This is a genomic window from Saccharothrix texasensis, assembly GCF_003752005.1.
In the GTDB taxonomy this organism is placed as follows: Bacteria; Actinomycetota; Actinomycetes; order Mycobacteriales; family Pseudonocardiaceae; genus Actinosynnema; species Actinosynnema texasense.
The window spans coordinates 5,476,259-5,500,246 of the sequence record NZ_RJKM01000001.1; the positions used below are offsets into that span (position 1 = coordinate 5,476,259).

The window sequence follows — 23,988 nt, forward strand, 5'->3', positions numbered from 1 at the left end:
CACGCAGGAGGGTGGGACACGGTGTACATCGACGAGACAGGCGCGGCCGACGGCGAGCTGAAGGTCACGGTCGGCGACGAGGAGTACACCGCCGAGGCGACCTTCGACCTCGACCAGGACGGGATCGAGGAGAGCGCGGTCGTGGAGACCGACGACGGCGGCCACCTCGCGTTCAGCGACACCGACGGTGACGGCGACGCCGACCTGATGAGCACGTTCGACTCGGACGGCGAGCTCACCTCCCAGGCCGAGTTCGACGAGGACTCCGGCGAGTGGGTGGCCGTCGACCCGTCGGACGACCGGACCGAGCAGACCAACACGAACGCCGGCAAGGCCATCGTGGTCGACATGGAGGGCGGCGCCGACCAGAACGTCGGGCCGGCCACCGAGGACACCGACGGCGACGGCCGCGCCGACACCGCGGTGGTGAAGGACGAGGACGGCGACACCTGGCTCTTCACCGACGCCGACGGCGACGGCAACGCCGACCTGGCCACCGAGATCACCCAGGACGGCGAGGTCACGGTCTCCCGGCACACCGGTGACGACGAGTGGACCGAGGTCGAGCACGGCCGCATCGGCGAGGACGGCAAGTACACGCCGGACAGCGACGAGGCCTGGTCGGAGCAGAAGGTCACGGTGTCGGGCGTGGTCCGCATCGACTCCGTCACCGGCCAGTGGATCAGCCCGAACTGACCCGCGCCAGGAACGCCTGCCACCCACGGGCCGCGAACACCAGTCGCGGCCCGTCGGCGTTCTTCGAGTCCCGGACGCCCACGGTCGCTTCGCCGAACCGCACCTCGACACAGGCATTGCTACCGCCGGAGCTGCGGCTGCTCTTGATCCACCCCGTGTCGCGCGCGGTCACGTGCCCTCCTTGATCCGCCCGATCAGCAGCGCCCGGGTGTCCGCCCGGCTCAGCGCCAGTTCCTTGACCCGGGCGAAGATCCGCCGCATCGGCTCGACGTCTTCGGGTTGATCGTAGTAGGGCGCGGGACCGTGGAGGCTGGTCGCGAAGCCGACCGGGGTGGAGTGGGCGAAGTCCAGCACCACCAGACCGCCGCCCAGCGCCGGGTTGTCCGGCGTGCCCGCCGGCACCACGCCGATGTCGAGTGCGGGGTAGCTCTCCAGCAACTGGAGCAGGTGCAGCACCTGGCCGCGCATCACCGACCCGTCGCCGATCACGTTGTCCAGCGAGTCCTCGGTGAAGACGATCTCGATCCGCTTGGCGGCCCCGGTTTCGAACACCCGGCGCTGGTGGTCGAGCCGGAAGGCGGTGCGCTCGGCGGTCTCCGACTCCGAGTCCGACCAGTAGATCGAGTTGGACAGCGCCATGAGCGCCCGGACGTAGTCCTTCGACTGGACCAGGCCGGGGATCACTCCGCACTCGTACCAGCGGACCCTGGTGGCGGCGGCCTGCAACTCCGCCAAGCGTTGGAAGGGTTCCGGCAGGTTGTCGACGTATCCGCGCCGAGGTGCCCGCCGCCGGGCTGCCGCGCCGAGCGCCAGGATGGTCTCGCGCTCCCGGCCGTGAGCGCCGTAGAAGTCGAGGAGCTTGGTCAACTCGTCGACGCCGAGCCCGCCCTTGCCGTTCTCGACCTGGCTGATCCGGCCGGGCGTGCGGCCGATCACCGCGCCGGCTTCACCCTGGGACTTCTTCGCCTGGGTGCGCAGCCGGGTGAGGGCGAGCCCGAGTTGAAGGCGCTCGATGGTCTGCCGCGCCAGCGCCATGTGTCCACTCCATCGGGTTATCGCTAACGGGCTATCGAAACCCTAATCTATAGGGGTTACTCGGCGTGTCCGAGGACATACAACCAGCTAGGAGGAGAAGCGTGGCGCAGAGGGTGATCCGCAAGGATCGTGAGCGGCGGGAGTGGCTGCTCCGGTGCCAGACCGACCGGGGCGAAGCGGCCGTGTGCACGATCAACGTCAACAACGGGGTGCTGGAGCTGCTGGGCCCGGACGACAAGTTCTGCTTCCAGCTCGAGGACACCTCGATCGCGGACTTCCGGGCGGCGTTCGACGCGGCCATCGCCCGTGCCGAGGCGGACCTGACCGCCGATAAACCAGGTGCGGGGGTCGTGCGCTTGTCGCGATGATGGCCGCGTGGTCATCCGCCCGCTGACGGCCGACGACATCGGCGCGGTCGTGGAGCTCTCGCTGCGCGCGTGGGCTCCGGTGTTCGACTCGTTCCGGGCCGCACTGGGCGTTGCGATCTACACCGCGCTGTTCCCGGACTGGGAGTCGAGCCAGGCCCGAGCCGTCGAGGACGTCTGCCGGGACGACGCGACAGCCGTGTGGGTGGCCGACCGACTGGACCGGGCCGTGGGTTTCGTCGCGGTCCGGGTGGGGGACGGCGAGATCCACATGCTGGCCGTCGACCCCGACCACCAGCGGCAGGGCATCGGCTCCGCCCTCACCTCCTTCGCCGTCGAGCGCCTGCGCGAAGCGGGCGTCACGCTGGCCGTCGTCAACACGGGCGGCGACCCCGGCCACGCGCCCGCCCGCCGCACCTACGAACGCGCCGGCTTCACCGCGTTCCCCCAGGTCCAGTACTACCGCCGGCTGGACGGGCCAAATCCCTTGCAGGGCAACTGAAAGCGCCGTAGAACAGCCTTCTGGAACGGTCGAGTAATTCGGTCAATTCGTCGCTGGAATTCCTCCATGTGAACATGAGAGCGCTCTCACGGTTCACCGGTCTGTCACCCGGTGGTGTGGTGATCGACGCACCGGGCCGCCCTTGCATTCCGCCGACTAAAGCGCAGGTCACAGGCCGATTTGTGGTGATCGGGTGCTGAATCGATTCCAGAATCGGTTTTGTGAGCCAGCCGACAGGTCTGATGTGCGTTACCCGGGATTAACCCGGCTAACCTCCGTCTATCCCTTAAACGGCACGCCCTCCACCGGGCGGGCGGAGCCATTCGCAGAGGACGTCCCACCAGGACAACGGCGTCCACCGTGGGCTGGCGCTCAGCTAGGAGACGAGACGAGATGACGGCAGTGACCATTCCCGGTCTCGACCACGCACCGACCAACCACGCGCGCCTGGTGTCCTGGGTCCGCGAGGTCGCCGAGCTGACCTGCCCCGATGAAGTGGTGTGGGCCGACGGCTCCCAGGACGAGTGGAACCGGCTCACCGCCAAGCTCGTGGACGCGGGGACCTTCGTTCCGCTGAAGAAGAAACCCAACTCGTTCTGGGCGGCGTCCGATCCCACCGATGTGGCGCGGGTCGAGGAGCGCACGTTCATCTGTTCGGTGGACCCGCGGGACGCGGGCCCCACGAACAACTGGATGGATCCCGCCGAGATGAAGTCGGTGATGACCGACCTGTACCGCGGGAGCATGCGCGGCCGGACGATGTACGTGATCCCGTTCTGCATGGGCCCGCTCGACGCCGAGAAGCCGATGCTGGGCGTGGAGATCACGGACTCCGAGTACGTGGTCGTCTCGATGCACATCATGACCCGCATGGGCACGAAGGCGCTCACCCGATTCGGTGAGGACGCCGACTTCGTCCAGGCGCTGCACTCGATCGGCGCGCCGCTGGAGCCGGGCCAGGACGACGTGCCGTGGCCCTGCAACGAGACGAAGTACATCACGCAGTTCCCCGAAGAGCGGATGATCTGGTCGTTCGGCTCGGGTTACGGCGGCAACGCGCTGCTGGGCAAGAAGTGCTACTCGCTGCGCATCGCCTCGGTGATGGCGCGCGACGAGGGCTGGCTGGCCGAGCACATGCTGATCCTCAAGCTCACCTCGCCCGAGCAGAAGGCCTACTACATCGCGGCGGCGTTCCCCAGCGCCTGCGGCAAGACCAACCTCGCCATGCTGGAGCCCACCATCCCCGGCTGGAAGGTCGAGACGCTGGGCGACGACATCGCGTGGATGCGGTTCGGCGAGGACGGCCGGCTGTACGCGGTCAACCCGGAGAACGGCTTCTTCGGCGTCGCGCCCGGCACCGACTACCACACCAACCCCAACGCGATGCGCACCATCGAGAAGGGGAACTCGCTGTTCACCAACGTCGCGCTGACCGACGACGGCGACGTGTGGTGGGAGGGCATGAGCGAGCAGCCGCCCGCGCACCTGACCTCGTGGAAGAAGCAGGACTGGACGCCCGGCGGCGAGGAGCTGTCGTCGCACCCGAACTCCCGCTACTGCACGCCGATCGCCCAGTGCGACATCAAGGCTCCCGAGTGGGAGGACCCGAAGGGCGTGCCGATCTCGGCGATCTTCTTCGGCGGTCGCCGCGCCACCACGATCCCGCTGATCACCGAGTCGCGCGACTGGCAGCACGGCGTGTTCATGGGCGCCACCCTGTCCAGCGAGACGACCGCCGCGGCCGTCGGCAAGACCGGTGTCGTGCGGCGCGACCCGATGGCGATGCTGCCGTTCATCGGCTACCACGCCGGTGACTACTTCCAGCACTGGATCGACACCGGCAAGTCGGCCGACGCGGACAAGCTGCCGAAGATCTTCTACGTGAACTGGTTCCGCCGGGGCGAGGACAAGCGGTTCCTGTGGCCCGGGTTCGGCGAGAACTCGCGGGTGCTGAAGTGGGCCGTCGAGCGCATCGAGGGCAAGGCCGCCGCGGTGGAGACGCCGATCGGCCACGTCCCGACCGCCGCCGAGCTGGACCTGGACGGCCTGGACGCGCCGCGCGAGGACATCGAGGCCGCGCTGGACTTCGACGCCGACGAGTGGCGCGCCGAGATCCCGATGATCGAGGAGTGGTTCGCCAAGATCGGCGAGAAGGTGCCGACCTCGCTGCGCGACGAGCTGGAGGCCCTGAAGCTCCGCCTCGGCTGAGCATCGACGACTCCAAGACCCCCATGGCGGGAGACCCGGTGGCCAACGGCGTCCACCGGGTCTCTTTTTGGTTGCTCCGGGTGATTTCCCGCTCGGCCGGAGGTACCAAGGAAGAGTGACCCAGCAGGACGACTTCCTCGGCGGACTGCACTACGACCGCCCGCCGGCGGCGGAGGCGGGGCCCGCTCCGGGGGTCGTGCGGTATCACCCGGTCGGACGGCCGGCGGGGCGGGCGCGCCCGCGGGTGTCGGCGTGGTGGCACGTGGCCGGCTTCCTCCTCGGGGTGGTCGCCGCCGGGCTCGGGGCGGTCGCGTGGGGCTACGCGCTGGACCAGTTCGACGAGGTCCGGCTGCGCGGGCTGGTGGCGTTGGGACTCGCGGGACTGCTGGTGGGTCTGGTGTCGCTGGGGAAGCTGTCCCCAGCCGCGCCCCTCGCCGCCGGGCTCGCCGCGGTGGTGGGTTCGGTGGTGTACGAAGTGGGTACCCTCCCGTTCTTGCCGGTGCTCAGGCCGGTGTTCGAGAGCGGTGGACCGGTCCTGGTCGGCGTGCTGCTCGTGGTGTCCGCCTGGCGCCGGCGCTAGTTGTCCACAGGTTGTGGATGGAACTGTGCACAGCCTGTGGGTCGGTGGGGACAGCTGGGGACAGCCGGCCCCCGACCGGGTTCAGCCGGGCAGCGCGGTGGTGCCCAGGCCCCACAGCCGGCCGGTGAACGGGCGCGTCGCCTCGGCGTAGCAGATCGCCGTCGTGTAGCCCTCGGACCACGCCTGGCTGCCGAACGCCCGCCACGACGCGAAGACGTCCTCGCGCGCCGCGCCGACGTAGTTCGTCACCGCCTTCGCGCAGTGCTCGGCCGCCTTGGCGTTCACGTGGTCGAGAGACGGCGTCGGGTCCCGGTGATCACCCAGCGCGAGCACGCCCGGTACGGCCTCGGCCTTGTGCGGTTGGTCGCAGGCGGTGATCCCGGCGTCCTCGGCCTCACCCGGTGACGCGGTCGCGCACAACTGCACCGTGCCGAACCCGGCCGCCTTGAGGAGGTCCTTGGCGCTGGTCTTGCGCCGCGCCCGGGAACCGTCGGGCTCGAGCTCCACCACCGTGCACACGCGCCAGCGGTCGCCCTTCGCCCAGCCGTCCCGGCTCGGCCACAACGCGTGGGCCTGCAACCGGGTGGCGTCGTGGTCGGGGCTGCCGAGGTACTCGGTGAGGGCGGCCCGGCACGCGGGCAGGGCGGCCCGGCGCAGGTCGCGGTCGTTCGGGTAGGCCGCGCCCAGGCCCTCCAGGACGCCGACGCCGGTCACCTCGGCCTCGTGCTCGGCCGTGCAGTCGACCACGTCCAGGCCGGCGCCCGTGCACTGGCCGACCCGGGGCAGCTGGTCGGCGGTCGGCGTGAGGGAGGGCCGGACGACCTCGGCGTCCGGCACGCCCGGCACCCGGGCCGTGCAGGCGGCGAGCGACAGCGCGACCAGTGCCACGACCGCCGCCCGCCAGCCCTTCACACGGGTCAGATTACTGACACCAGCGCCACCACCTGGTCGACGATCGCCCGGCGGTCGTGCTCGAACGCCGCGTCGGTCAGCGCGGCCGGGTCGGCGGGCTGGCCGAGCACGGGCGTGTGCAGGTGGCCGCCCGCGGTCGTGGTGGCCGACAGCCCCAGCCGCAGCCGGTTGGCCCGGTACATCGACTCGTTGGACAGGTAGTCGCCGCCGCTGCCGGCCGCCGACGCCGCGCCGGGCGTCGGCTCGTCCGTGCGGCAGCTGGGCGTGCCCGTGCCGGGGACCGTGCCCGGCGGCCACTCGCAGAACTCGCGGTTGTAGCGCACGGGGAACGGCGTGGTGCCGGCGTCGACCATGCGCTGGTGCGGCAACGTCGTCTCGATGAACTCGACCGCGGGCTGGGGCCACCCGGCCGCGTCCGGCACGACACCCGTCACCGGCACGTCGTTGTTGTCCGGGAACCCGCCGCGCCACCGCCCGGCCCAGCGCTCCACGTCGAACTGCCCCGGCCTGCCCTGGCTGACCGTGACCAGGGCGTCGGGGGTCGAGCGCAACGCGCTGCCGTAGAACCGCTCCACGATCCCCTGGTCGAACGAGCCCCACAGCACCGGCAGCACGGCGGCCTGCACCACCGCGGGCCCGGACGGCGTGTCGACCACCTTCCCGTCCAGCCGCAGCGCCGACGCGCCCGCCGGGTTGCTGCGGCGCACGGACGTGCCGCTGAGCTGGAACGGGTCGAACCCGGTGACCGCGATCCGCCGGACGCCGTCCGCGAACCGCACCTCCTCCACACCCCGGGACGTGCGGTCGAACACGTCGACGAGCCGAGCCCGGGTGGCGGCGTCGAGCTGCCAGCCCCGCGGCTGCCACTGCCGCAGCGCCTTCGTCGCGAGCAGCCGGGCCCAGTACAGCGGCCGGTCGTCGTAGGCGTCCCAGGTCTGCGGCGACTGCGCCCGCCGCACCGCCGCCTGCCACAGCTCCGTCCCGCGGCCCGCCGCGTGGTACAGCGCCTGGGACAGGGACATCGGCTCGCACAACCGGGTGGTGAACCGGCTGACGTCGTCCTCGAAGCCGGCCAGCCGCACCAGCTCGGGCCCCACGGCCGGGCCGGTGGGCGTGAGCCGGTCGCCCAACCGCTGCTCCTCGACGGTGAGGGGCGCGTTCGGGTCGAAGCACGGCGCGGGCTGGGCGTGCGCCACGGCCGGGAGGGTCAGGAGGGACAGACCGAGTGTGAGTGCCATCACTGCGCGGAGTCGTCTGATCACCCGAAGATGCTGCCCAGCCCCGCTGGGGGCGAGGAACCCGCCGAACGTCCGGAGAGGTCGGCCGGGGCGTCTTTTCACCCGTTCGGGCACAAAGCGGCCCGTCCACTTGCCACTATGAGGCCCGCTCACCGGCACCGCTCGTGCCGCGGCGCTCGAAAGTTCCCGGAGGTCTTGTCGTGTCGGCCGAGTTCGACCAGCTCGTCGCCCAGTTCGAGCAGTTCCAGTCCAAGCTGCGCCGGGTCGACCAGCAGGTCGCCGGCATCGGTCAGATGCAGCAGGAGCTGGCCGCGATGGAGGTGGTGGCGACCTCGCCCGACCGCGCCGTGACCGTCGTGGCCGGTCCCTCCGGCGCGATCAAGGACATCCGGTTGGGCGACGCCGCCATGCGCCGACCGCCGCACGCGCTGGCCGGCGCGATCATGGCCACGCTGCGCCAGGCCGTCGCCGAGGCCGCACGTCGCCAGGCGGGCATCGTGGAGCACGCGCTCGGCGACGACCTGCACCTCACCGACCAGGTTCTGGAGACCCAGGCCCAGCTGTTCGGCGTCACGCCGCAGGAGCTGAAGACCATGACCGAGCAGGCCGCCCCGCCGCCACCCCCGTTGCCCGCCGCACCGCCCTACGCCGCGCCGCCGCCACCGCCACCGGCGGCGGGCCCGGCCCCGAACCGGGTGCCGCCGCCCGGCCCGGCCACCCGCCCGGCCCCGCCGCGCAGGCAGGCGCCGCCCGAGGAACCGGACGACTTCTCGCAGCGCCGGTTCCTGCGCGACGACGACCAGTCGCCGCCGCCCCCGCGCCCCGGCCCCGCCCAGGGCGACGGCCGTTTCCTGAACCTCTACGACGACGAGGACCGGTGAGCGCGCGATGAGCGGCTTCGACGTGAACCCCCAGGAGCTGCGGGCGTTCGCCGGCAAGCTCGACGGCCACCGCGGCACCGCCTCGGAGATCGCGGGCCTCGTGGCCAAGGCCGACGTGGGCGACAAGTCCTGGGGCGTGGTCGGCCTGTTCGTGAAGAGCCAGTACACGGACATGCTCGGCGACCTCGACGACGTGTTCACGGCGCTTCAAGACGGTTTGCAGTCGGGCGCGGACAAGTTCAACGGCGCGGCGCAGGACTACGACGCCCAGGAAGAAGCCGTGAAGCAGTTGCTGAACGGCCTCCAGGTCGAGCTCGACAACCAGTAGGGCGGGGGAATCAAGAATGGCTGAGGTGAAGACCAGCGCCGGCGGCGTCGAGATCACCGTCGGCGAGAAGGACACCGGCCAGAAGATGGCGGAAGCCGCCCCCTTCTACGGCAACTACCTCAAGACCAAGGACGCGTGGGGCAAGGTCAGCGAGAAGGGGGAGTCCGAGGTCCTGGGACTGACCTCCGAAGCGACCGGGTTGATCGGCGCGATCGGCACGTCCGCGTACAGCATCGCGGTCGACCCGATCGGCTGGCTGGTCGGGCAGGGGCTGAACTTCCTGATCAGCGTGGTCCAGCCGCTGGAGGACGCGATCCACTTCGTCAGCGGCGACGGCCCCGCGCTGGCCCAGGCGGCGGAGAACTTCAACGCCATCGGCCAGGGCGTGGCCAAGCTGCGGGAGAAGTTCGACGAGGACCTGAAGAACTCGGTGACGAGCTGGGGCGGCCCCGCGTCGGAGGCGGCCGGCACGAAACTGGGCGAGTTCGCCAACGGCATCGACGGCGTCGCGGGTCAGGCCGGTGAGGTCGCGCAGACGCTCCAGATCTCCAGCATGATCATGACGATCGTCGAGGACTTCATCAAGGCGATCCTCACCGAGCTGATCACCTGGCTGGTCATGATCTGGATCCCCGCCCTGGCGGCGGCCGTGCCCAGCTTCGGCGCGTCGACCGCGGCGGCGGGCGCCGCGACGGGCGTGCGGGTCGCCACCACCGGCGGCAAGGTGGCCCGGATCGTGGCCAAGCTGAAGCAGTTCCTGACCAAGATCCTCGACTTCCTGTGCAACCTGAGCAAGCGCGCCGGGAACGTGAAGGCCGCCTTCCAGCGCTCCATGGCCGGCAAGCGGGTCAACAGCGACTTCGCGAACATCAGCAAGGACCTCGGTGACAAGTCGCCGTTGACGAAGCTGTGGGCGAACAACGGCATGATCGGCGACCGGGTGCAGAACGGGTTCGGCAAGTCCGTGGGAACCGCGGCCGTCGACGCGGCCCGGGCGCAGCTGGGCATCGGCGGGAAGGCGAACGCCGGCGTCGACAAGCCGATCCGCAACTACGGCGCGGTCGACAAGGCGAACCGGTACGACGGCACCGGCGAGGACCAGTCGAAAGAGCGGACCGAGGGGTACCTGGACATCTGATCATGGACGAGTACTGGATCCGGCTCTCCCCGCTCCTGGCCATCATGGCGGCCTTGATCGGCTTGCTGTTCTGGTGGCGGTGGCGCAGTGACCGCAAAGAAGAACGCGCACACGTCGATGCGCTGACCGCGCTCGCCGGGACGCTCGGGGGGAGGGTGGTCGATCCCGCCGAGTCGGGCGCCTGGTCGGCCGGCCTGCTGGCGCCGATGAGGGGTGAGACCGACGGCCTGGTCAACCGCCTCGGCACGGTGTCGCGTCCGCGCTTCGACACCGCGCTGGAGTTCCGGAGGGGCGAGTGGTCGGTGCGGGTGGGCGAGGCGTCGGTGAAGAAGGTCGCCCAGAACGGCACCCGCACGGACTACGAGCACCGGATCGAGGTGGCCACCTCGCGACTCGCGCCGATGAGGATCAGCCGTCGCAACCACGGCGGCACGAACTCCTGGGGTCGTCCGCGACCGGCGGACGACGTCTCCGCCCAGGGCGGCGAACTGGTCCGCGAGGTCCCGGTCACCGTGGCGGCGGAGGGAGGCCGGTGGCACCGGGTCGCGTTCCCGCCCGGTCCCTTCGACGCCCAGTTCGCCGTGTTCACCGGTGACCCGGCCGCCGTGTCCGGCCTGCTCGACCCCGAGACCGCCGAGTACCTGCTGGATCAGGCGCACGGCCTGCCCTCCGTCCTGCACTTCGAGGCAGGACTGGTGTTCGGCACGCGGCCCGGTCGGATCGGTCCGGGCCACACCCTGGACGCGGTCGACGCGGTCCTCGGCCTGCTCGACCGGATGGGCGTCGCGCCGGCCCGGCCGCCGTCGGCGGGCTGACCCGCGAACGCCTCGTGCCGGGACCGGCAGGCCGAACCGGCTGCCGAAGCCGTGCAGGTCCCGGCACCCGAACCGGTCACTCATGTAGGGATTGTTCAACAATCCCTCAATACTCCATTTGAACCGGACGGGCTCTAGACTTGTCCACCATGACCACAGCTCAGGCGGACGGCTGGCTGAACGCCCTCGCCAAGGACCGCGGCGACCTCGACCGCTCCAGCACCGCCGAGCGCGTGGCGGACAAGCTGCGCGCGAGCGTGCTCGACGGCGACATCAAGCCCGGGCAGCAGCTCAACGAGAAGGCCCTCGGCGAAGCCCTCCGGGTCTCGCGCAACACGCTGCGCGAGGCGTTCCGCCTGCTGACCCACGAACGCCTGCTCGTGCACGAGTACAGCAAGGGCGTGTTCGTCCGCCGCCCCGACGTGCCCGACGTCGTGGACCTCTACGCCGCGCGCCGGGTCATCGAGTGCGGCGCGGTCCGCCGCTGGCCGCACGTGGACGAGGACGCGAGGCGCGCCGTCCGCGACGCCGTCGCCCTCGGCCTGGCCTGCCGCGAGCGCGACGACTGGACCGGCGTGGGCACCGCGAACGTCAAGTTCCACCAGGCCCTCACCGCGCTGGCCGGCAGCGCCCGGCTGGACGAGGAGGTGAAGCGGCTGCTCGCCGAGCTGCGGCTGGCGTTCCACGTGATGGGCGACCACGAGGAGTTCTACCGGGACTACCTGACGTTGAACCAGTCGATCGTGGACCGGCTCGACGCGGGCGAGGTTCGGCAGGCCGAAGAAGCGTTGCTGACCTACTTCGACCGCGCTGAGCAGCACTTGATCACCGGCCTGCGCGCGGAGCGGTAGCCAGTTGGTCACGATCCAACTACGTCATTCGTCGGTAACCCACCCGACATGGTGACTACTGTCCCCCCTCCGACCTACCATGCGCGACACCGCGTAACCGGGCCGCCGTACGGAGGGGCACATGCCGACCGCTCGAAAATCCAGCCTCCGCTGGAGCAACTGGAACCTGTTGCTGCTGATCCCGTTGCTCATGCTCATCACGCCCTGGTTCAACTCCGACGGACCGAGGGTGCTGGGGCTGCCGTTCTTCTACTGGTACCAGTTCGCCTGGGTGCCGGTGGGCGTCGTCTGCGTGGGCCTCGTCTACCTGAAGACCAAGGACGAACCCGTCGTCAAGGGCAAGCCCGACCTGCTCGGCGTCGATGACCTGGACGAGGGGGCCAAGTAATGAAGTGGACCGAGTTGGCGGTCTTCACCGCCCTGTTCCTGCTGGTCACCGTCCTGGGCTTCCTCGCGGCGAAGTGGAAGGCGGGCGACACCCTCGAGCACCTGGACGAGTGGGGCCTCGGCGGCCGCAAGTTCGGCTCCTGGATCACCTGGTTCCTGGTCGGCGGCGACCTCTACACCGCGTACACGTTCGTCGCCGTGCCCGCCCTGGTCTTCGGCGCCGGCGCGCTGGGCTTCTACGCCCTGCCTTACACGATCGTGCTCTACCCGATCGTGTTCCTGCCGTTGGTCCGCATGTGGTCGGTGTCCCGCGTGCACGGCTACGTGACGCCGGCGGACTTCGTCCGCGGCCGGTACGGGTCGCACTGGCTCGCCCTGATCATCGCCGTCACCGGCATCGTCGCGACGATGCCGTACATCGCGTTGCAGCTCGTCGGCCTGGAGGCCGTGCTGCGCACGATGGGCCTCAACGGCTCGGGCATCCTCGGCCACCTGCCGCTGTTCATCGCGTTCGTGATCCTGGCGCTCTACACCTACCAGTCCGGCCTGCGCGCGCCCGCGCTGATCGCGTTCGTCAAGGACACGCTGATCTACATCGTGATCCTGGTGGCCGTGATCTACCTGCCGTCGAAGTTCGGCGGCTGGAGCGCGATCTTCGACACCGCGCAGGCGAAGTACGCCGCGACCGAGAACAAGGCCGACGGGATCCTCCTCACCGGCAACAACCAGCTCCAGTACGCCACGCTGGCGCTGGGGTCGGCGCTGGCGCTGTTCCTGTACCCGCACTCGCTGACCGGCATCCTCGCCTCGCGCGGCCGCAACGTGATCAAGCGCAACATGGTCGCGCTGCCCGCGTACTCGCTGCTGCTCGGCCTGCTGGCGATGCTCGGCTTCGTCGCCATCAGCGCGGGCGCCAAGCCGATCACCAACCAGGCCACCGGCCGCCCGGACACCAACACGATCGTCCCGGTGCTGTTCGGCCAGGAGTTCCCGGGCTGGTTCGCGGGCGTGGCCTTCGCGGCCATCGCGATCGGCGCCCTGGTGCCCGCGGCGATCATGTCGATCGCGGCGGCGAACCTGTGGACCCGCAACATCTACAAGGAGTACCTGAAGAAGGACGCCACGCCCGCCCAGGAGGCCAAGCAGGCCAAGCTGGCGTCGCTGGTGGTGAAGTTCGGCGCGGTCGCGTTCATCGTGTTCATCGACCCGCAGTTCTCCATCGACCTCCAGCTCATCGGCGGCGTGATGATCCTGCAGACGCTGCCGGCCGTGGCCATCGCGCTCTACACGCGGTGGTTCCACCTGTGGGGCCTCATCGCGGGCTGGGTCGTCGGCATGGGCTGGGGCATGTGGCTGCTGTACAACATCGGCAACCCGGCCGTCGGCAAGTCGCACTTCGCCGGCTCCGCGCTGCCGCTGGGCCAGCTGTCCCTGTTCGGCTGGCACCCGTTCGCCGGGTCGGCCGTGCAGATCTACGTCGGCGCGGTCGCCGTCGTGGCGAACCTGCTGGTCGCGGTCATCGTGACGCTGGTCGCGAAGAAGGCCCGGTGGTTCAACGGGAGCGACGAGACGCAGGCCGACGACTACCACGTGGACGAGGACAGCGACCGGGTCAAGCCCGTCGCTGCCCACTAGCCCCACCGGCTCGCCGCTAGCCGAGCACCAACCGAGCGGCGCCGACGAGTCCCGCCCGGCCACCGAGCCGGGCGGGCTCGACGCGCAGCGCGTCCAGGTAGGACAGTCCGCAGTGGTCGGCGACCGTCCGGCGGATCGGGTCGAACAGCAGGTCGCCCGCCTGCGCCACGCCGCCGCCGACCACGGCGAGGTCCAGGTCGACCACGGCGGCCGTCGCCGCGATCGCCAACCCGACCGCCCGCCCGGCCCGCTCGAACGCGGCCTTCGGGATGTCCTCGCCCGCCCCGGCCGCCGCCGCCAGGTGCGCCGCGTCCGCCCCCTCCGGCGCCGCCCAGCCCTGCCGACGCGCCCAGGCCACCAGCCGCGGCCCACCGGCCACCGTCTCCGCGCACCCGCGCCCACCGCACGCGCACGGCTCGCCGTCCGGCTCGACCACCACGTGCCCGAGGTGCCCGGCGTTCCCGGTGCGCCCGCCGAACGCCCGCCCGCCGAGCACCAGCCCGCCGCCGACACCCGTGCTCACCACCAGCCCGAGCATGAACCGGCTGTCCCGGCCCGCGCCGAGCCAGTGCTCGCCGAGCGCCATGCACGGCCCGTCGCCGGCCAGCTCCACCGGCACCCCGGGCACCAGCTCCGACACCCGCTCCCGCAGCGGGAAACCACGCCACCCGGGCACGTTGATGGGGCTGACCGTGCCCTCGCCGGCGTCCACGGGCCCGGCCGACGCGATGCCGACCCCCGCCACGCCCTCGCCGCGCAAGACCTCCTCGACCACGGACGCCACCGCGCCCCAGGTCTCCTCCGCGTCCCCGAGGGGCGTGCCCACCCGAACCGCCCGCCGCACCGCGCCATCCCGGCCCACCAACGCCCCGGCGACCTTCGTGCCGCCGACGTCCAGCGCCAGCACCAGATCCGTCACGGCCGCAACCCTAGGTCAGCCGTCAGCGCTTCAACAGCCGCGTGACACCCGCCGCGACCGTCGTGGCCAGGACCCACCCCGTCACGATCAGCCCGGACGCGATCCACTGCGACGCGCCCGGCGGGTTCCACCGGTTCTTGTTGCCGAAGTCGACGATCGGCACCACCAGGTCGATGGTGTACAGCCACGGGTTCCACGACAGCTCGTCGTCCGAGTTGATCTCGGCCAGCTCCGGCCCGGCGGCGAACCAGAGGCTGCCCAGCAGCCACGCCACCACCAGCCACGCCAGGGCGCGGGCCGGGCGGTAGCCGTAGCCGACCATCGCGCGTTGCAGCCAGCTCCACAGCAGCACCAGCGGCCGGAGCCAGCCGCGGCCCTCGGCGACCGCCCGGTACCGCAGGCGCTGCTTCTCCACCAGCACGGTGGCCGCGTGCTCCTCGTTGCCGCCCGCGCGCAGCATCTCGGCGAACTGGTCGTACGGACCCGGCCGGTACGCGCGGCGCATCGCCTGCCGCAGCCAGCGCAGCCGCCGGTCGACCTCGCCGTCGTCACGCAGGTCGATCGGGTGCCGCAGCGAGTCGTAGCGGAACTCCTCCAGGTCGATCCGCCCGGTCGCGCCCCAGAAGTACTCGTTGTCGTCCAACACCGTGCAGCGCACCTGCCGCAGCGTCACGTCGCCGCGCGGCGGGCTGATCGGCGTCAGCTCCAGCTCCTGCACCGCCATCCCGAGCAGGTTCAGCGCGTGCGCGTCGAGCTTGTCGCCGAGCACCGCGCCGGCGAACGTGGCCATCCGGCCCACCTGCGCCCGCCTGGCCCGCACGCCGCCGTGCGCGACGAACTCCTTCGCCCCGCGCGCGCAGATCAGGTCCCGCCCGATCACCGCGCCGCCGACGTCCAGCGACGGCTTGCCCGCCGGCTGGTGCCGGTACCGGCCCGGCTTGGTGATCCGGCTGCCGCGCAGGTCGAGGTTCGCGCCGACGCGCACCGCGCGCAGCTCCAGCCCGCCGGCCACCTCGACCTCGCGCGCGGCGAAGTTGCTGCCGATGCGCGACCGGTTGCCCAGCACGGCGTCCGCCCGCGGGTTGTCCAAACCGGACCCGTCGAGGATGAGGCTGCCCTTCGCCTGGAGGTCGACCATCCGCAGCTGGCCGCGCACGGTCGCCTGGCGGCCGATGATGTCGCCGCCGACCGTCGTGCCGTCCAGGTGCAGCGCGCGCCCGAACCCCGTGGGCTCGGCGGTGTCCGTGGCCAGCGCGCGGCCGTAGCCGGTCGGCTCGCCCATCGCCTCGCCCATCGCGTCGAACTTCCCGCCGGACAGCGACAGCGTGCCGCCGAGCGCGGCGTTGACCATGCGCACGGTGCCCGCGCTGCTGAAACCCCGGTCCAGCTGCACGTCGCCCTCCACCGCGATGCGGTCGAACACGAGCGTGGCGTTCGGGTCGGAGTGCGGGTCCAACGCGTCCTCGTCGGCCCGGCCCTCGGCGGCGGTCGAGCCGCGCAGGGTCAGCGCCGAGTCGACCCGCGCGCCCGCGAGCAGCACGGTGCCGCGCAACGCGCAGCCGTTCATCAGCAGGTTGCCGCCCACGTGCAGCCCGGTGCCGTTGACCGAGTGGCCGAGCGGGTTGGTCAGCCGCCCGCCGCTGAAGTTGCAGTACCCGCCGATGTGCGCGCCCGCCATCCGCAGCTCGCCCGTGACCCGGACCCGCTGCGCCAGCAGCCCGCCCGCCAGCTTCAGCCGGTCGGCGTGCAGGGCGATCCCGTCGGGCACGACCAGCGCGCTGTCCCGCAACGACAGCGAGCCGGCCACGTCCGCGTCGACCAGGTCGACCAGACCCTCGACGGTGCTGCCGGCCAGCGAGACCTCGTTGGCGCTGCCCAGGTTCCGCGCGGACAGGCCGGGCAGCCAACAGTCGGCGAACTCGATCCCGGCCAGCTTGGCCTGCCTCAGGTCCGGCGGCTCCTCGAACCGGCAGCGCACGAACTCCAGCAGGTACGGGAACTCCACCGCGCGCAGGTCCAGCGTCCCGGTCAGGTACCGGTCCGCCACCCGCACCACGGGCGGCATCCCGGCCCGCCGCCTGGGTAACCGCCACGTCCCGTCCGGCTCGCCGACGCCGCGCAGCACCTCGGCCGCGGCCATCCGGGCGGAGCGCGGCGGGCTGGGGTCGAACACGTCCAGCCCCCGCGCCCCCACCTCAGCCATGCGACCGACAATAGGGGCACCGACCGACGCCCGTGGCGGGTTCGGCACACCGGGGATCAGGCGCCGAGGGGTCCTTGGCGCGTCGGGTCGAGCACGCGGGCCAGGAACGACTGCGTGCGCTCGTGCTGCGGGGCGCCGATGACCTGCTCGGCCGGGCCTTCCTCGACCACGTACCCGCCGTCCATGAACAGCACCCGGTCGGCCACCTCGCGGGCGAACTGCATCTCGTGCGTCACCACGAGCATCGTCATGCCCTCGTCGGCCAGCTGCCGCATCACCCCGAGCACGTCGCCGACGAGCTCCGGGTCCAGCGCCGAGGTCGGCTCGTCGAACAGCATCACGTCCGGGTCCATCGACAGCGCCCGCGCGATCGCCACGCGCTGCTGCTGGCCGCCGGAGAGCTGGGCCGGCATGGCGTTGACCTTGTCGGACAACCCGACCCGCTCCAGGTTGCGCAACGCGACTTCCTGCGCCTGCTTCGCGTCCCGCTTGAGCACCTTGCGCTGCGCCACCATGAGGTTGTTCAGCACGCTCAAGTGCGAGAACAGGTTGAACGACTGGAACACCATGCCGATCTTCGTGCGGGCGGCGTCGATGTCCACGTCCGGGTCGGTCAGCTCGGTGCCGTTGACCACGATCGTGCCGCCGGTCGGCTCCTCCAGCAGGTTCACGCAGCGCAGCAGCGTGGACTTGCCCGAGCCGGACGGCCCGATGATGCACACGACGTCACCGCGCTCGACCCGCACGTCGATGCCCTTGAGCACGTCGAGCGTGCCGAACGACTTCTTCAGCCCGGTGACTTCGACCGCGAGCTCGCTCACGCGGACACCCCCAACCCGGTCGATTCCGGCGTGCTGAGCTTCTTGCCGCCCGTGCGCCGCTCCAGGTACCGCGAGAGGTGGCCCAGCGGCAGCGTGATGATCAGGTAGCACAGGCCGACCACCAGGATCGGGGTCAGCGACGGCGACCGGCTCAGCGTCTCGCGGCCGAACTTGGTCAGCTCGTACTGGTCGCGGGCCAGGCCGATGATGTAGATCAGCGACGAGTCCTTGGTGAGCAGGATCAGCTCGTTGGTCAGCGGCGGCAGGATGATCCGGAACGCCTGCGGGATCACCACGGTCAGCAGCGTGCGGCCCTGCGACATGCCCAACGACCGCGCGGCCTCGATCTGGCCCTTCGGCACCGCCTGGATGCCCGCGCGGATCGTCTCGGCCATGTAGGCGGCGCCGACGATGCCCAGCGCCAGCATGACGGTCGAGTAGATGTCGAACTGGAGCCCGAACGCCAGCGGCACGCCGAAGCTCAGCGCGATGAACACCAGCAGCGCGGGCACACCGCGGAAGAACTCGATGTAGATGGTGGCGATCCACCGGTAGGGCGCGACCGGCGACAGCTTCATCAGCGCCAGCACCAGGCCCAGCGCCAAGCCGAACGCGAAGCCGAGGGCGGTGTAGACGAGCGTGTTCTTCAACGCCACGGTGATGACGTTGGGGAACATCTCCGCGGCGACGCCGAAGTTGAAGAAGCTGCGCTGGATCTCGTGCCAGTCGGCGACCAGCGCCAGGACGGCGGCCACCACGACGAGCAGCGCGTACTGGCTGACGCGGAACGCCTTGGCCCGTTGTCGCTTGGAGAGTGCCATGTGTGGGTTACCTCGTGGGTGGGGTGGACGAGGCGCGGGGCCGGTGCGGTGGCACCGGCCCCGCGGTCAGCCAGTTACTTCGACTCCGGCTTCTTGCCGAACCACTTCTCGTAGATCTTGTCGTACTCGCCGCTGTCCTTGGCCTTCTTCAGGACCTCGTCGACCTTGGCCTTGAGGGCGGTGTTGCCCTTCTTGAGGCCGATGCCGTACTTCTCCTGCGTGTCGAACTCCGCGACCACGGCGGTGTCCGGGAACTCCTTGACGTAGTCCAGGAGCACGCCGTTGTCGTTGATGGCCGCGTCCACCGCGCCGGTGCGCACGGCGGTCTCCATCAGCGGCAGGTCCTCGAACTGCACGACGGTGTAGCCGTGCTTCGCGGCGTTCTCGTTGGCGTAGATCTCGCCGGTGGTCTCCAGCTGGACGCCGATCTTCTTGCCCTTGAGGTCGTCCAGGGACTTGACCGGCGACTCCTTCTTGACCAGCAGCGCCTGCGAGGCGTCGAAGTACGGCTCGGAGAAGTCGATGACCTCGGCGCGGGCCGGCTTGATCGTCATGCCGGCGGCGGCCAGGTCGCACTTGCCGGTGTTGAAGACCTCGCCGGAGGTGATGGTCTCGAACGGGGTGTCGAAGATTTCCTGCGTGACGCCCAGTTCCTTGGCCACCAGGTCGACCAGGTCGACGTCGAAGCCGACGGTCTTGTCGCCCTCGGAGAACTGGAAGGGCTTGTAGGACAGGTGGGTGCAGGTGACCAGCTTGCCGCTCTGGACCAGGGAGATGCCCGACCCGTTGTCCTGCGAGCCGGTGTTGACCTTGGTCGCGCACGCCGTCATCGTGGCCGCCAAGGCGAGCACGGGGAACAGGGCGAGCGCAGCGTGCCTGGTACGACGGGCCACGGCGTCACTCCTCGTAACTGTGTCGGTCGAGTGTTCGGCATACTGCCACTTGGGTGACTGGGTGCACAGCACGTGCGTGTTACAGAACTTCGGTGTGCATGAATCTTGCGTCACAGGGCCCGGATGGCCGCAAATCGTTCAGCGACTTGGCCTTCATCACACAATAGATTCACCCAGAGCGCCCGTTTGACGACGATCCGTCAACAGGCTGGCGACCAGCGCCGTCCACCCCGTCTGGTGGGTCGCGCCCAGCCCCTCGCCCGTGTCGCCGTCGAAGTACTCGCTGAAGGTGACGTGCTCCCGCCACAAGGGTGAATCGGTCGACTCGATCCGCTTGCCGTCCGCGGGCCTGCGGCCGTCGTGGTCGGGCAGGAACAGCGACACCAGGCGTCTGACCAGCTCGTCCGCCGCCTGGCCGGCCGTCACGTGCCGCGTGCTGCGCGTGGGAAGTTCCACGTGGAACCTTCCGCCGTGGAACTCCTCGATCGTGCGCAGGGCCTCCACCAGCAGCGCGTTGGTCGGGAACCACACCGGGCCGCGCCAGTTGGAGTTGCCGCCGAACATCGGCGTGCGCGACTCGCCCGGCTCGTAGCCCATCCGGTGCTCCTGGTCCGCGACCTGCACCTCCAGGCCCTCGCGGTGCGCCGCGGACAGGCTGCGGATGCCGTGCGGCGAGAGGAACTCGCCCTCGTCCAGCATCCGGCTCAGCACGCGCCGCAGCTTGCGCTCGTCCAGCAGGCTGAGCAGCGCGCCGCCGCCGCTGCGGCTGAGGAACTGCTGCAGCTCCGGCCGCTTGGCCAGCAGGTGCTCCAACCGCCGCGCGAAGTCGGGCAGCTCCTCGAACACCCACGGCTCCAGCACCGCGCACGCCAGCAGCGGGATCAGGCCCACCATCGACCGCACCCGCACCGGCTTGGACTCGACGTGCCCGTCCGGCAGGCGCCGCGACACCACGTCGTAGCAGAAGCCGTCCGTCTCGTCCCAGATGCCGCGCCCGCCGGAACCGAACTGGGTGGACGCCTCGGCGATGCTCAGGAAGTGCTCCACGAACTTCGTGGCCACGTCCTCGTACGACTCGTCGTGCCGCGCCAGCTCCAGCGCGATCTGCATCAGGTGCAGGCTGTAGGCCGCCATCCACGAGGTGGCGTCGGACTGCTCCAGCCGCCACTGGCCCAGCATCGGCTCCGACCGGTTCACCGGGCCGATGTTGTCCATGCCGAGGAAGCCGCCCTCGAACAGGTAGCTGCCGTCGGCGTCCTTGCGGTTGACCCACCAGGAGAAGTTCAGCAGCAGCTTGTGGAAGACCTTGGCCAGGAACTTGCGGTCCTTGACCTCCTCGGACCGGTAGACCTGCAACGCCGCCCACGCGTGCACGGGCGGGTTGACGTCGCCGAACTCCCACTCGTAGGCGGGCAGCTGGCCGTTGGGGTGCATCAGCCACTCGCGGCACAGCAGGAGCAGCTGCTCCTTGGCGAACGCCGGGTCGACCTTCGCGAACGGCACGGTGTGGAACGCGAGGTCCCACGCCGCGAACCAGGGGTACTCCCACTCGTCCGGCATGGAGATCACGTCGGCCACGTCGAAGTGCCGCCAGTGCGCGTTGCGGGCGTGCATGTTCCTGCGGGACGTGGGCGCGGCGGGCTGCGCGGGGTCGCCGTCCAGCCACTCGGCGGTGCGGAAGCGGTAGTGCTGCTTGGTCCACATCAGGCCCGCCAGCGCCCGCCGGACCACGGCGGCCCGCTTGGGGTCGAGGTCGAGGTCGGTGTGGTGGAACTCGTCGGCCTCGGCCCTGCGCTCATCCATCGTGTCCTGGAAGCTCGGCCCGAACGCGTCGAGGTGCCCGTCGCCCTCCACCAGGCGCAGCCGCACGGTGACCGACTCGCCCGGCTCGACCGGGTCGAACGAGTACCAGGCGGCGACCTTCGTGCCGGGGCCGCTGGTGTCGTCCGGGCCGACGACCTCGCACGCCGCGGCGTCCTGGCCCACGACGTACCGGTCGACGCCGTCCTTGGTGTGGCGGGTCGGGTTGCGCGCGGTGCCGAACAGCTCGACCTCGTTGGTCTCGTTGTCGGTGACCAGCAGCGTCGGCGTGCCCTCGACGTGCAGCGTGTAGCGGCCCAGCGCGCCGTGCTCGGCGGTGATCCGCCGCCAGCCGTCCCGCGTGCTGGCGCGCAGGCTCGGCTTGCGGTCGTCGCGGCCCCACGCCCACGTGTTGCGGAACCAGAGCTGGGGCAGCAGGTGCAGCGGCGCCGGGTCCGGGCCGTGGTTGGTGGCGGTCAGCTCGACGCAGATGTCCCGCGGGCCCGCCTTGGCGTAGCTCACCCGCACGTCGAAGAACCGGTTCTCGTCCAGCGCGCCGGTGTCGGACAGCTCAGGCTCGCGCTCGTTGCGGCCCGCGCGCCAGGCCATCTCGCGCAGCTCGGCGTAGGGGAACTCGGCCTGCGGGTACCGGTAGACCACCTGCATCCACGAGTGCGTCGGCGTGCCGTCGGTCACCCACCAGTGCTCTTTGACGTCCTCGCCGTGGTTGCCCTCGTTGTTGGTGAGCCCGAAGTAGCGCTCCTTGAGGATCGGGTCCCGGCCGTTCCAGAGCGCGACGGCGAAGTTGAGGAAGCCGTGCACGTCGCAGATGCCGGCGATGCCGTCCTCGCCCCAGCGGTAGGCGCGTGAGCGGGCGTGGTCGAACGGGAAGGACGTCCACGCGTCGCCGCCCGCCGAGTAGTCCTCCCGAACCGTGCCCCACTGGCGTCCGGCCAGGTAGGGGCCCCAGAGGCGCCAGGGTGCGGTCGGGGAGTCGGACTCCGCCAACCGCGTCCGCTCGGCTTGCCGGCTGTGCTCGTTCACTCGGCCAGTGTGCGGCATCGGTTCAGTAAACCGGTTACCCACGAGTTAGGTCACAGTCCTGACCGGTGTTTGCAAACCCTGTCCGGGCGGTGCGTTCGTCACGCTCCGTGGACGGGCCGTCGGACCGACCCGGGGGGCCGGCAGGCGGGTCGGCGACCGGCTCCGCCTGCCGGCTGCCCCGTCAACGCCGGGCGTGCGCGTCCAGCACCACGGCCACGGCCTCGGTGATCCGGGCCGCCTGCGCCAGGTGCAGCCACTCGTCGGGCACGTGGCAGTTGGAGTCCGGCCCGACCGCGCCCGTGACCAGGAACTGCGCCCGCGGGTACGCCTCGTGCAGCAGCCCCATGAACGGGATCGAGCCGCCGAGCGCCACCGTCCGCCAGGGCGCGTCGAACACCTCTTCGCCGACCCGGTCCAACGTCTCGCGCAGCCACGGCGCGAGCTCCGGCGCGTTCCACCCGTCCGCGTGCTCCATCCGCGACAGCTCCACCACGGCCCCGTACGGCACGTCGGTCGTCAACGCCCGTCGCACCGCCTCGATCGACGTCCGGGAGTCGGCCGTCGGCGGCAGCCGGAAGCTCAGCACCAGGGTGGTGAACGGCCGCAGCACGTTGCCCGCGTCGTCCGGCTCGGGCAGCCCGGACGCGCCGGTGACCGACAGCGTGGGCCGCCAGCCGGAGTTGAGCGCCAGCTCGACCTCGTCGGAGCCCATGGGCTGGGTCCCCGCCGCCCACGGCACGCTGCCGACGAGCACGCCGGGCACGCTCGCCACCGCGTCCCGCACCTCGGCCACCCGGTCGGGCGGGATGTCGACGTGCATCTCGCGCACCAGCACCTCGCCGGTCGCGGAGTCCTCCAACCGGTCGACCAGCTGCCGGGCGATGCGGAACGACGACGGCACGATCCCGCTCGCCATGCCCGAGTGCAGCCCGCTCTCCAGCACCCGCACGGTCAGCGTGACCTGCGCCAACCCGCGCAACGACGTGGTCAGCCACATCCGGTCGTAGTCGTTGCCGCCCGAGTCCAGGCACACCACCAGCGACACGTCGCCGAGCCGCGGCTTGAGGTGCTCCAGGTAGGCGGGCAGGTCCGGGCTGCCGGACTCCTCGCCGGTCTCCAGCAGCACCACGCACCGCGAGTGCGTGCCGCCGGACCGCCGCACGCCCTCGATCGCGGCGATCGCCGCGTAACCCGAGTAGCCGTCGTCCGCCGCGCCGCGACCGTAGAGCCGCCCGTCGCGCACGACCGGCGTCCACGGCCCGAGCCCCTCGCCCCAGCCGCCGACCGGCGGCTGCTTGTCCAGGTGGCCGTAGAGCAGCACCGTGTCGGACGTCGGCGCGGTGCCGGGCACGTCGACCAGCAGCACGGGCGTGCGGTCGGGAAGCTGGACGACCTCGACGGTCGCGCCGGGCAGGTCGCGGTCGGCGAGCCAGGCGCGCACGTGCTCCACCGCGGCGGCCAAGTGGCCGTGCGAGGCCCACGCGGGGTCGAAGGCGGGGGAGATCGCGGGCACCGCGACCAAGGCGGACAGGCTCGGGAGGATGTCGTCGTCCCAGAGCCCGCGAACGGTACGGGTCAGCGCTGAACGGTCCACGCCGCGATCCTGTCACGACTCCACCGGCCGGGGACTCCGGGAAACCCACGGGGAAGGCGCCCCGCGCGGGTTTCGCGTGGTGGAAATGGTCTGTCCGGCCGATGGTCGGTAGTCCATCCAACGCGACCGTGCCGACGTGGGCCGTTCCGGTCGACCCGGCGTGTCCGAAACCCTACGGATGGTGGTTAACGATCGGTAACCGGGACGCGGCCGTTCGGCAGGCGGACGCTCTACTCGGACTGCCGAAGATTGGCCGTCCAACCGTTACCGCACGTCAGAACGTTGCACGAGAGGTCACGAACTGGGACGGGGCTCACCATGT

23 protein-coding genes are annotated in these 23,988 nt (G+C 70.9%); 12 read left to right on the forward strand and 11 right to left on the reverse strand.

Going from position 1 to position 23,988, the window contains the following annotated elements; all coding sequences use genetic code 11:
• Positions 1-21: 21 nt before the first annotated feature.
• Positions 22-696: a hypothetical protein gene (locus EDD40_RS23810; RefSeq protein WP_123744896.1), complete on the forward strand. Its 675-nt coding sequence runs from the start codon at positions 22-24 to the stop codon at positions 694-696.
• Here the strand turns inward: EDD40_RS23810 and EDD40_RS23815 are convergent.
• Entirely contained in the window at positions 683-868 is a 186-nt protein-coding gene (locus tag EDD40_RS23815) for a DUF397 domain-containing protein (RefSeq protein WP_123744897.1), read from the reverse strand. The genes EDD40_RS23810 and EDD40_RS23815 overlap by 14 nt on opposite strands.
• Positions 865-1,731: a helix-turn-helix domain-containing protein gene (locus EDD40_RS23820; protein WP_123744898.1), complete on the reverse strand. Its 867-nt coding sequence runs from the start codon at positions 1,729-1,731 to the stop codon at positions 865-867. Before EDD40_RS23820 ends, EDD40_RS23815 begins: the two co-directional genes overlap by 4 nt.
• A gap of 101 nt (positions 1,732-1,832) precedes the next feature.
• On the opposite strand from EDD40_RS23820, the gene EDD40_RS23825 reads away from it, so the two are divergent.
• The 4 genes from EDD40_RS23825 to EDD40_RS23840 all read left to right on the forward strand — a co-directional run bounded on the left by EDD40_RS23825 (position 1,833) and on the right by EDD40_RS23840 (position 5,386).
• Positions 1,833-2,099: a hypothetical protein gene (locus EDD40_RS23825; protein WP_123744899.1), complete on the forward strand. Its 267-nt coding sequence runs from the start codon at positions 1,833-1,835 to the stop codon at positions 2,097-2,099.
• 7 nt (positions 2,100-2,106) lie between these two features.
• Positions 2,107-2,598, forward strand: coding sequence for a GNAT family N-acetyltransferase (locus tag EDD40_RS23830; protein ID WP_123744900.1), 492 nt, complete (start codon positions 2,107-2,109; stop codon positions 2,596-2,598).
• A gap of 393 nt (positions 2,599-2,991) precedes the next feature.
• The gene (locus tag EDD40_RS23835; RefSeq protein ID WP_123744901.1) at positions 2,992-4,806 is read left to right on the forward strand and encodes a phosphoenolpyruvate carboxykinase (GTP); all 1,815 of its coding nucleotides are present in this window, start codon (positions 2,992-2,994) and stop codon (positions 4,804-4,806) included.
• Between the two features lie 115 nt (positions 4,807-4,921).
• The gene (locus EDD40_RS23840; RefSeq protein WP_123744902.1) at positions 4,922-5,386 is read left to right on the forward strand and encodes a hypothetical protein; all 465 of its coding nucleotides are present in this window, start codon (positions 4,922-4,924) and stop codon (positions 5,384-5,386) included.
• An 81-nt stretch (positions 5,387-5,467) separates the two neighbouring features.
• Here the strand turns inward: EDD40_RS23840 and EDD40_RS23845 are convergent, their stop codons facing one another.
• Both EDD40_RS23845 and EDD40_RS23850 read right to left on the reverse strand, forming a co-directional pair.
• Positions 5,468-6,298, reverse strand: a complete 831-nt coding sequence (locus EDD40_RS23845) for a septum formation family protein (protein WP_123744903.1) — start codon at positions 6,296-6,298, stop codon at positions 5,468-5,470.
• Between the two features lie 5 nt (positions 6,299-6,303).
• Complete coding sequence (locus EDD40_RS23850) at positions 6,304-7,536, reverse strand: C15 family peptidase (RefSeq protein WP_123744904.1); 1,233 nt, start codon at positions 7,534-7,536, stop codon at positions 6,304-6,306.
• A 200-nt stretch (positions 7,537-7,736) separates the two neighbouring features.
• On the opposite strand from EDD40_RS23850, the gene EDD40_RS23855 reads away from it, so the two are divergent.
• The 7 genes from EDD40_RS23855 (at position 7,737) to mctP (ending at position 13,571) form a co-directional block, all read left to right on the forward strand.
• Positions 7,737-8,417: a YbaB/EbfC family nucleoid-associated protein gene (locus EDD40_RS23855; RefSeq protein ID WP_123744905.1), complete on the forward strand. Its 681-nt coding sequence runs from the start codon at positions 7,737-7,739 to the stop codon at positions 8,415-8,417.
• A gap of 7 nt (positions 8,418-8,424) precedes the next feature.
• Entirely contained in the window at positions 8,425-8,745 is a 321-nt protein-coding gene (locus EDD40_RS23860; RefSeq protein WP_123744906.1) for a WXG100 family type VII secretion target, read from the forward strand.
• Positions 8,746-8,761: 16 nt separating this feature from the next.
• On the forward strand, positions 8,762-9,883 hold the full coding sequence (locus EDD40_RS23865; RefSeq protein WP_123744907.1) for a hypothetical protein: 1,122 nt from the start codon (positions 8,762-8,764) through the stop codon (positions 9,881-9,883).
• Positions 9,884-9,885: 2 nt separating this feature from the next.
• The gene (locus EDD40_RS23870; protein ID WP_123744908.1) at positions 9,886-10,698 is read left to right on the forward strand and encodes a hypothetical protein; all 813 of its coding nucleotides are present in this window, start codon (positions 9,886-9,888) and stop codon (positions 10,696-10,698) included.
• A gap of 149 nt (positions 10,699-10,847) precedes the next feature.
• Positions 10,848-11,549 (forward strand): GntR family transcriptional regulator, encoded by a 702-nt coding sequence (locus tag EDD40_RS23875; protein ID WP_123744909.1) that lies wholly within the window; start codon positions 10,848-10,850, stop codon positions 11,547-11,549.
• Positions 11,550-11,670: 121 nt separating this feature from the next.
• Positions 11,671-11,937, forward strand: coding sequence for a DUF3311 domain-containing protein (locus tag EDD40_RS23880; protein ID WP_123744910.1), 267 nt, complete (start codon positions 11,671-11,673; stop codon positions 11,935-11,937).
• A complete protein-coding gene (gene mctP, locus EDD40_RS23885; RefSeq protein ID WP_123744911.1) occupies positions 11,937-13,571 on the forward strand; it encodes a monocarboxylate uptake permease MctP in 1,635 nt (544 codons plus the stop codon). The genes EDD40_RS23880 and mctP overlap by 1 nt, the downstream gene beginning before the upstream one ends.
• A 16-nt stretch (positions 13,572-13,587) precedes the next feature.
• Here mctP and EDD40_RS23890 read toward each other — a convergent pair whose 3' ends face one another.
• The 7 genes from EDD40_RS23890 to EDD40_RS23920 form a co-directional block, all read right to left on the reverse strand.
• Entirely contained in the window at positions 13,588-14,490 is a 903-nt protein-coding gene (locus EDD40_RS23890) for an ROK family protein (RefSeq protein WP_123744912.1), read from the reverse strand.
• A 22-nt stretch (positions 14,491-14,512) separates the two neighbouring features.
• Positions 14,513-16,693 carry a hypothetical protein gene (locus tag EDD40_RS23895; protein WP_123744913.1) on the reverse strand — a complete coding sequence of 727 codons (2,181 nt, stop codon included), beginning with the start codon at positions 16,691-16,693 and terminating at the stop codon, positions 14,513-14,515.
• Positions 16,694-16,749: 56 nt separating this feature from the next.
• A complete protein-coding gene (locus EDD40_RS23900; protein ID WP_123744914.1) occupies positions 16,750-17,514 on the reverse strand; it encodes an amino acid ABC transporter ATP-binding protein in 765 nt (254 codons plus the stop codon).
• A complete protein-coding gene (locus EDD40_RS23905) occupies positions 17,511-18,335 on the reverse strand; it encodes an amino acid ABC transporter permease (RefSeq protein ID WP_123744915.1) in 825 nt (274 codons plus the stop codon). Before EDD40_RS23905 ends, EDD40_RS23900 begins: the two co-directional genes overlap by 4 nt.
• Positions 18,336-18,409: 74 nt before the next feature.
• The gene (locus EDD40_RS23910) at positions 18,410-19,228 is read right to left on the reverse strand and encodes a transporter substrate-binding domain-containing protein (protein ID WP_123744916.1); all 819 of its coding nucleotides are present in this window, start codon (positions 19,226-19,228) and stop codon (positions 18,410-18,412) included.
• A 156-nt stretch (positions 19,229-19,384) separates the two neighbouring features.
• On the reverse strand, positions 19,385-22,072 hold the full coding sequence (locus EDD40_RS23915; protein WP_246037785.1) for an MGH1-like glycoside hydrolase domain-containing protein: 2,688 nt from the start codon (positions 22,070-22,072) through the stop codon (positions 19,385-19,387).
• A gap of 181 nt (positions 22,073-22,253) precedes the next feature.
• The gene (locus tag EDD40_RS23920) at positions 22,254-23,666 is read right to left on the reverse strand and encodes a M20/M25/M40 family metallo-hydrolase (RefSeq protein ID WP_123744918.1); all 1,413 of its coding nucleotides are present in this window, start codon (positions 23,664-23,666) and stop codon (positions 22,254-22,256) included.
• Positions 23,667-23,988 lie beyond the last annotated feature (322 nt).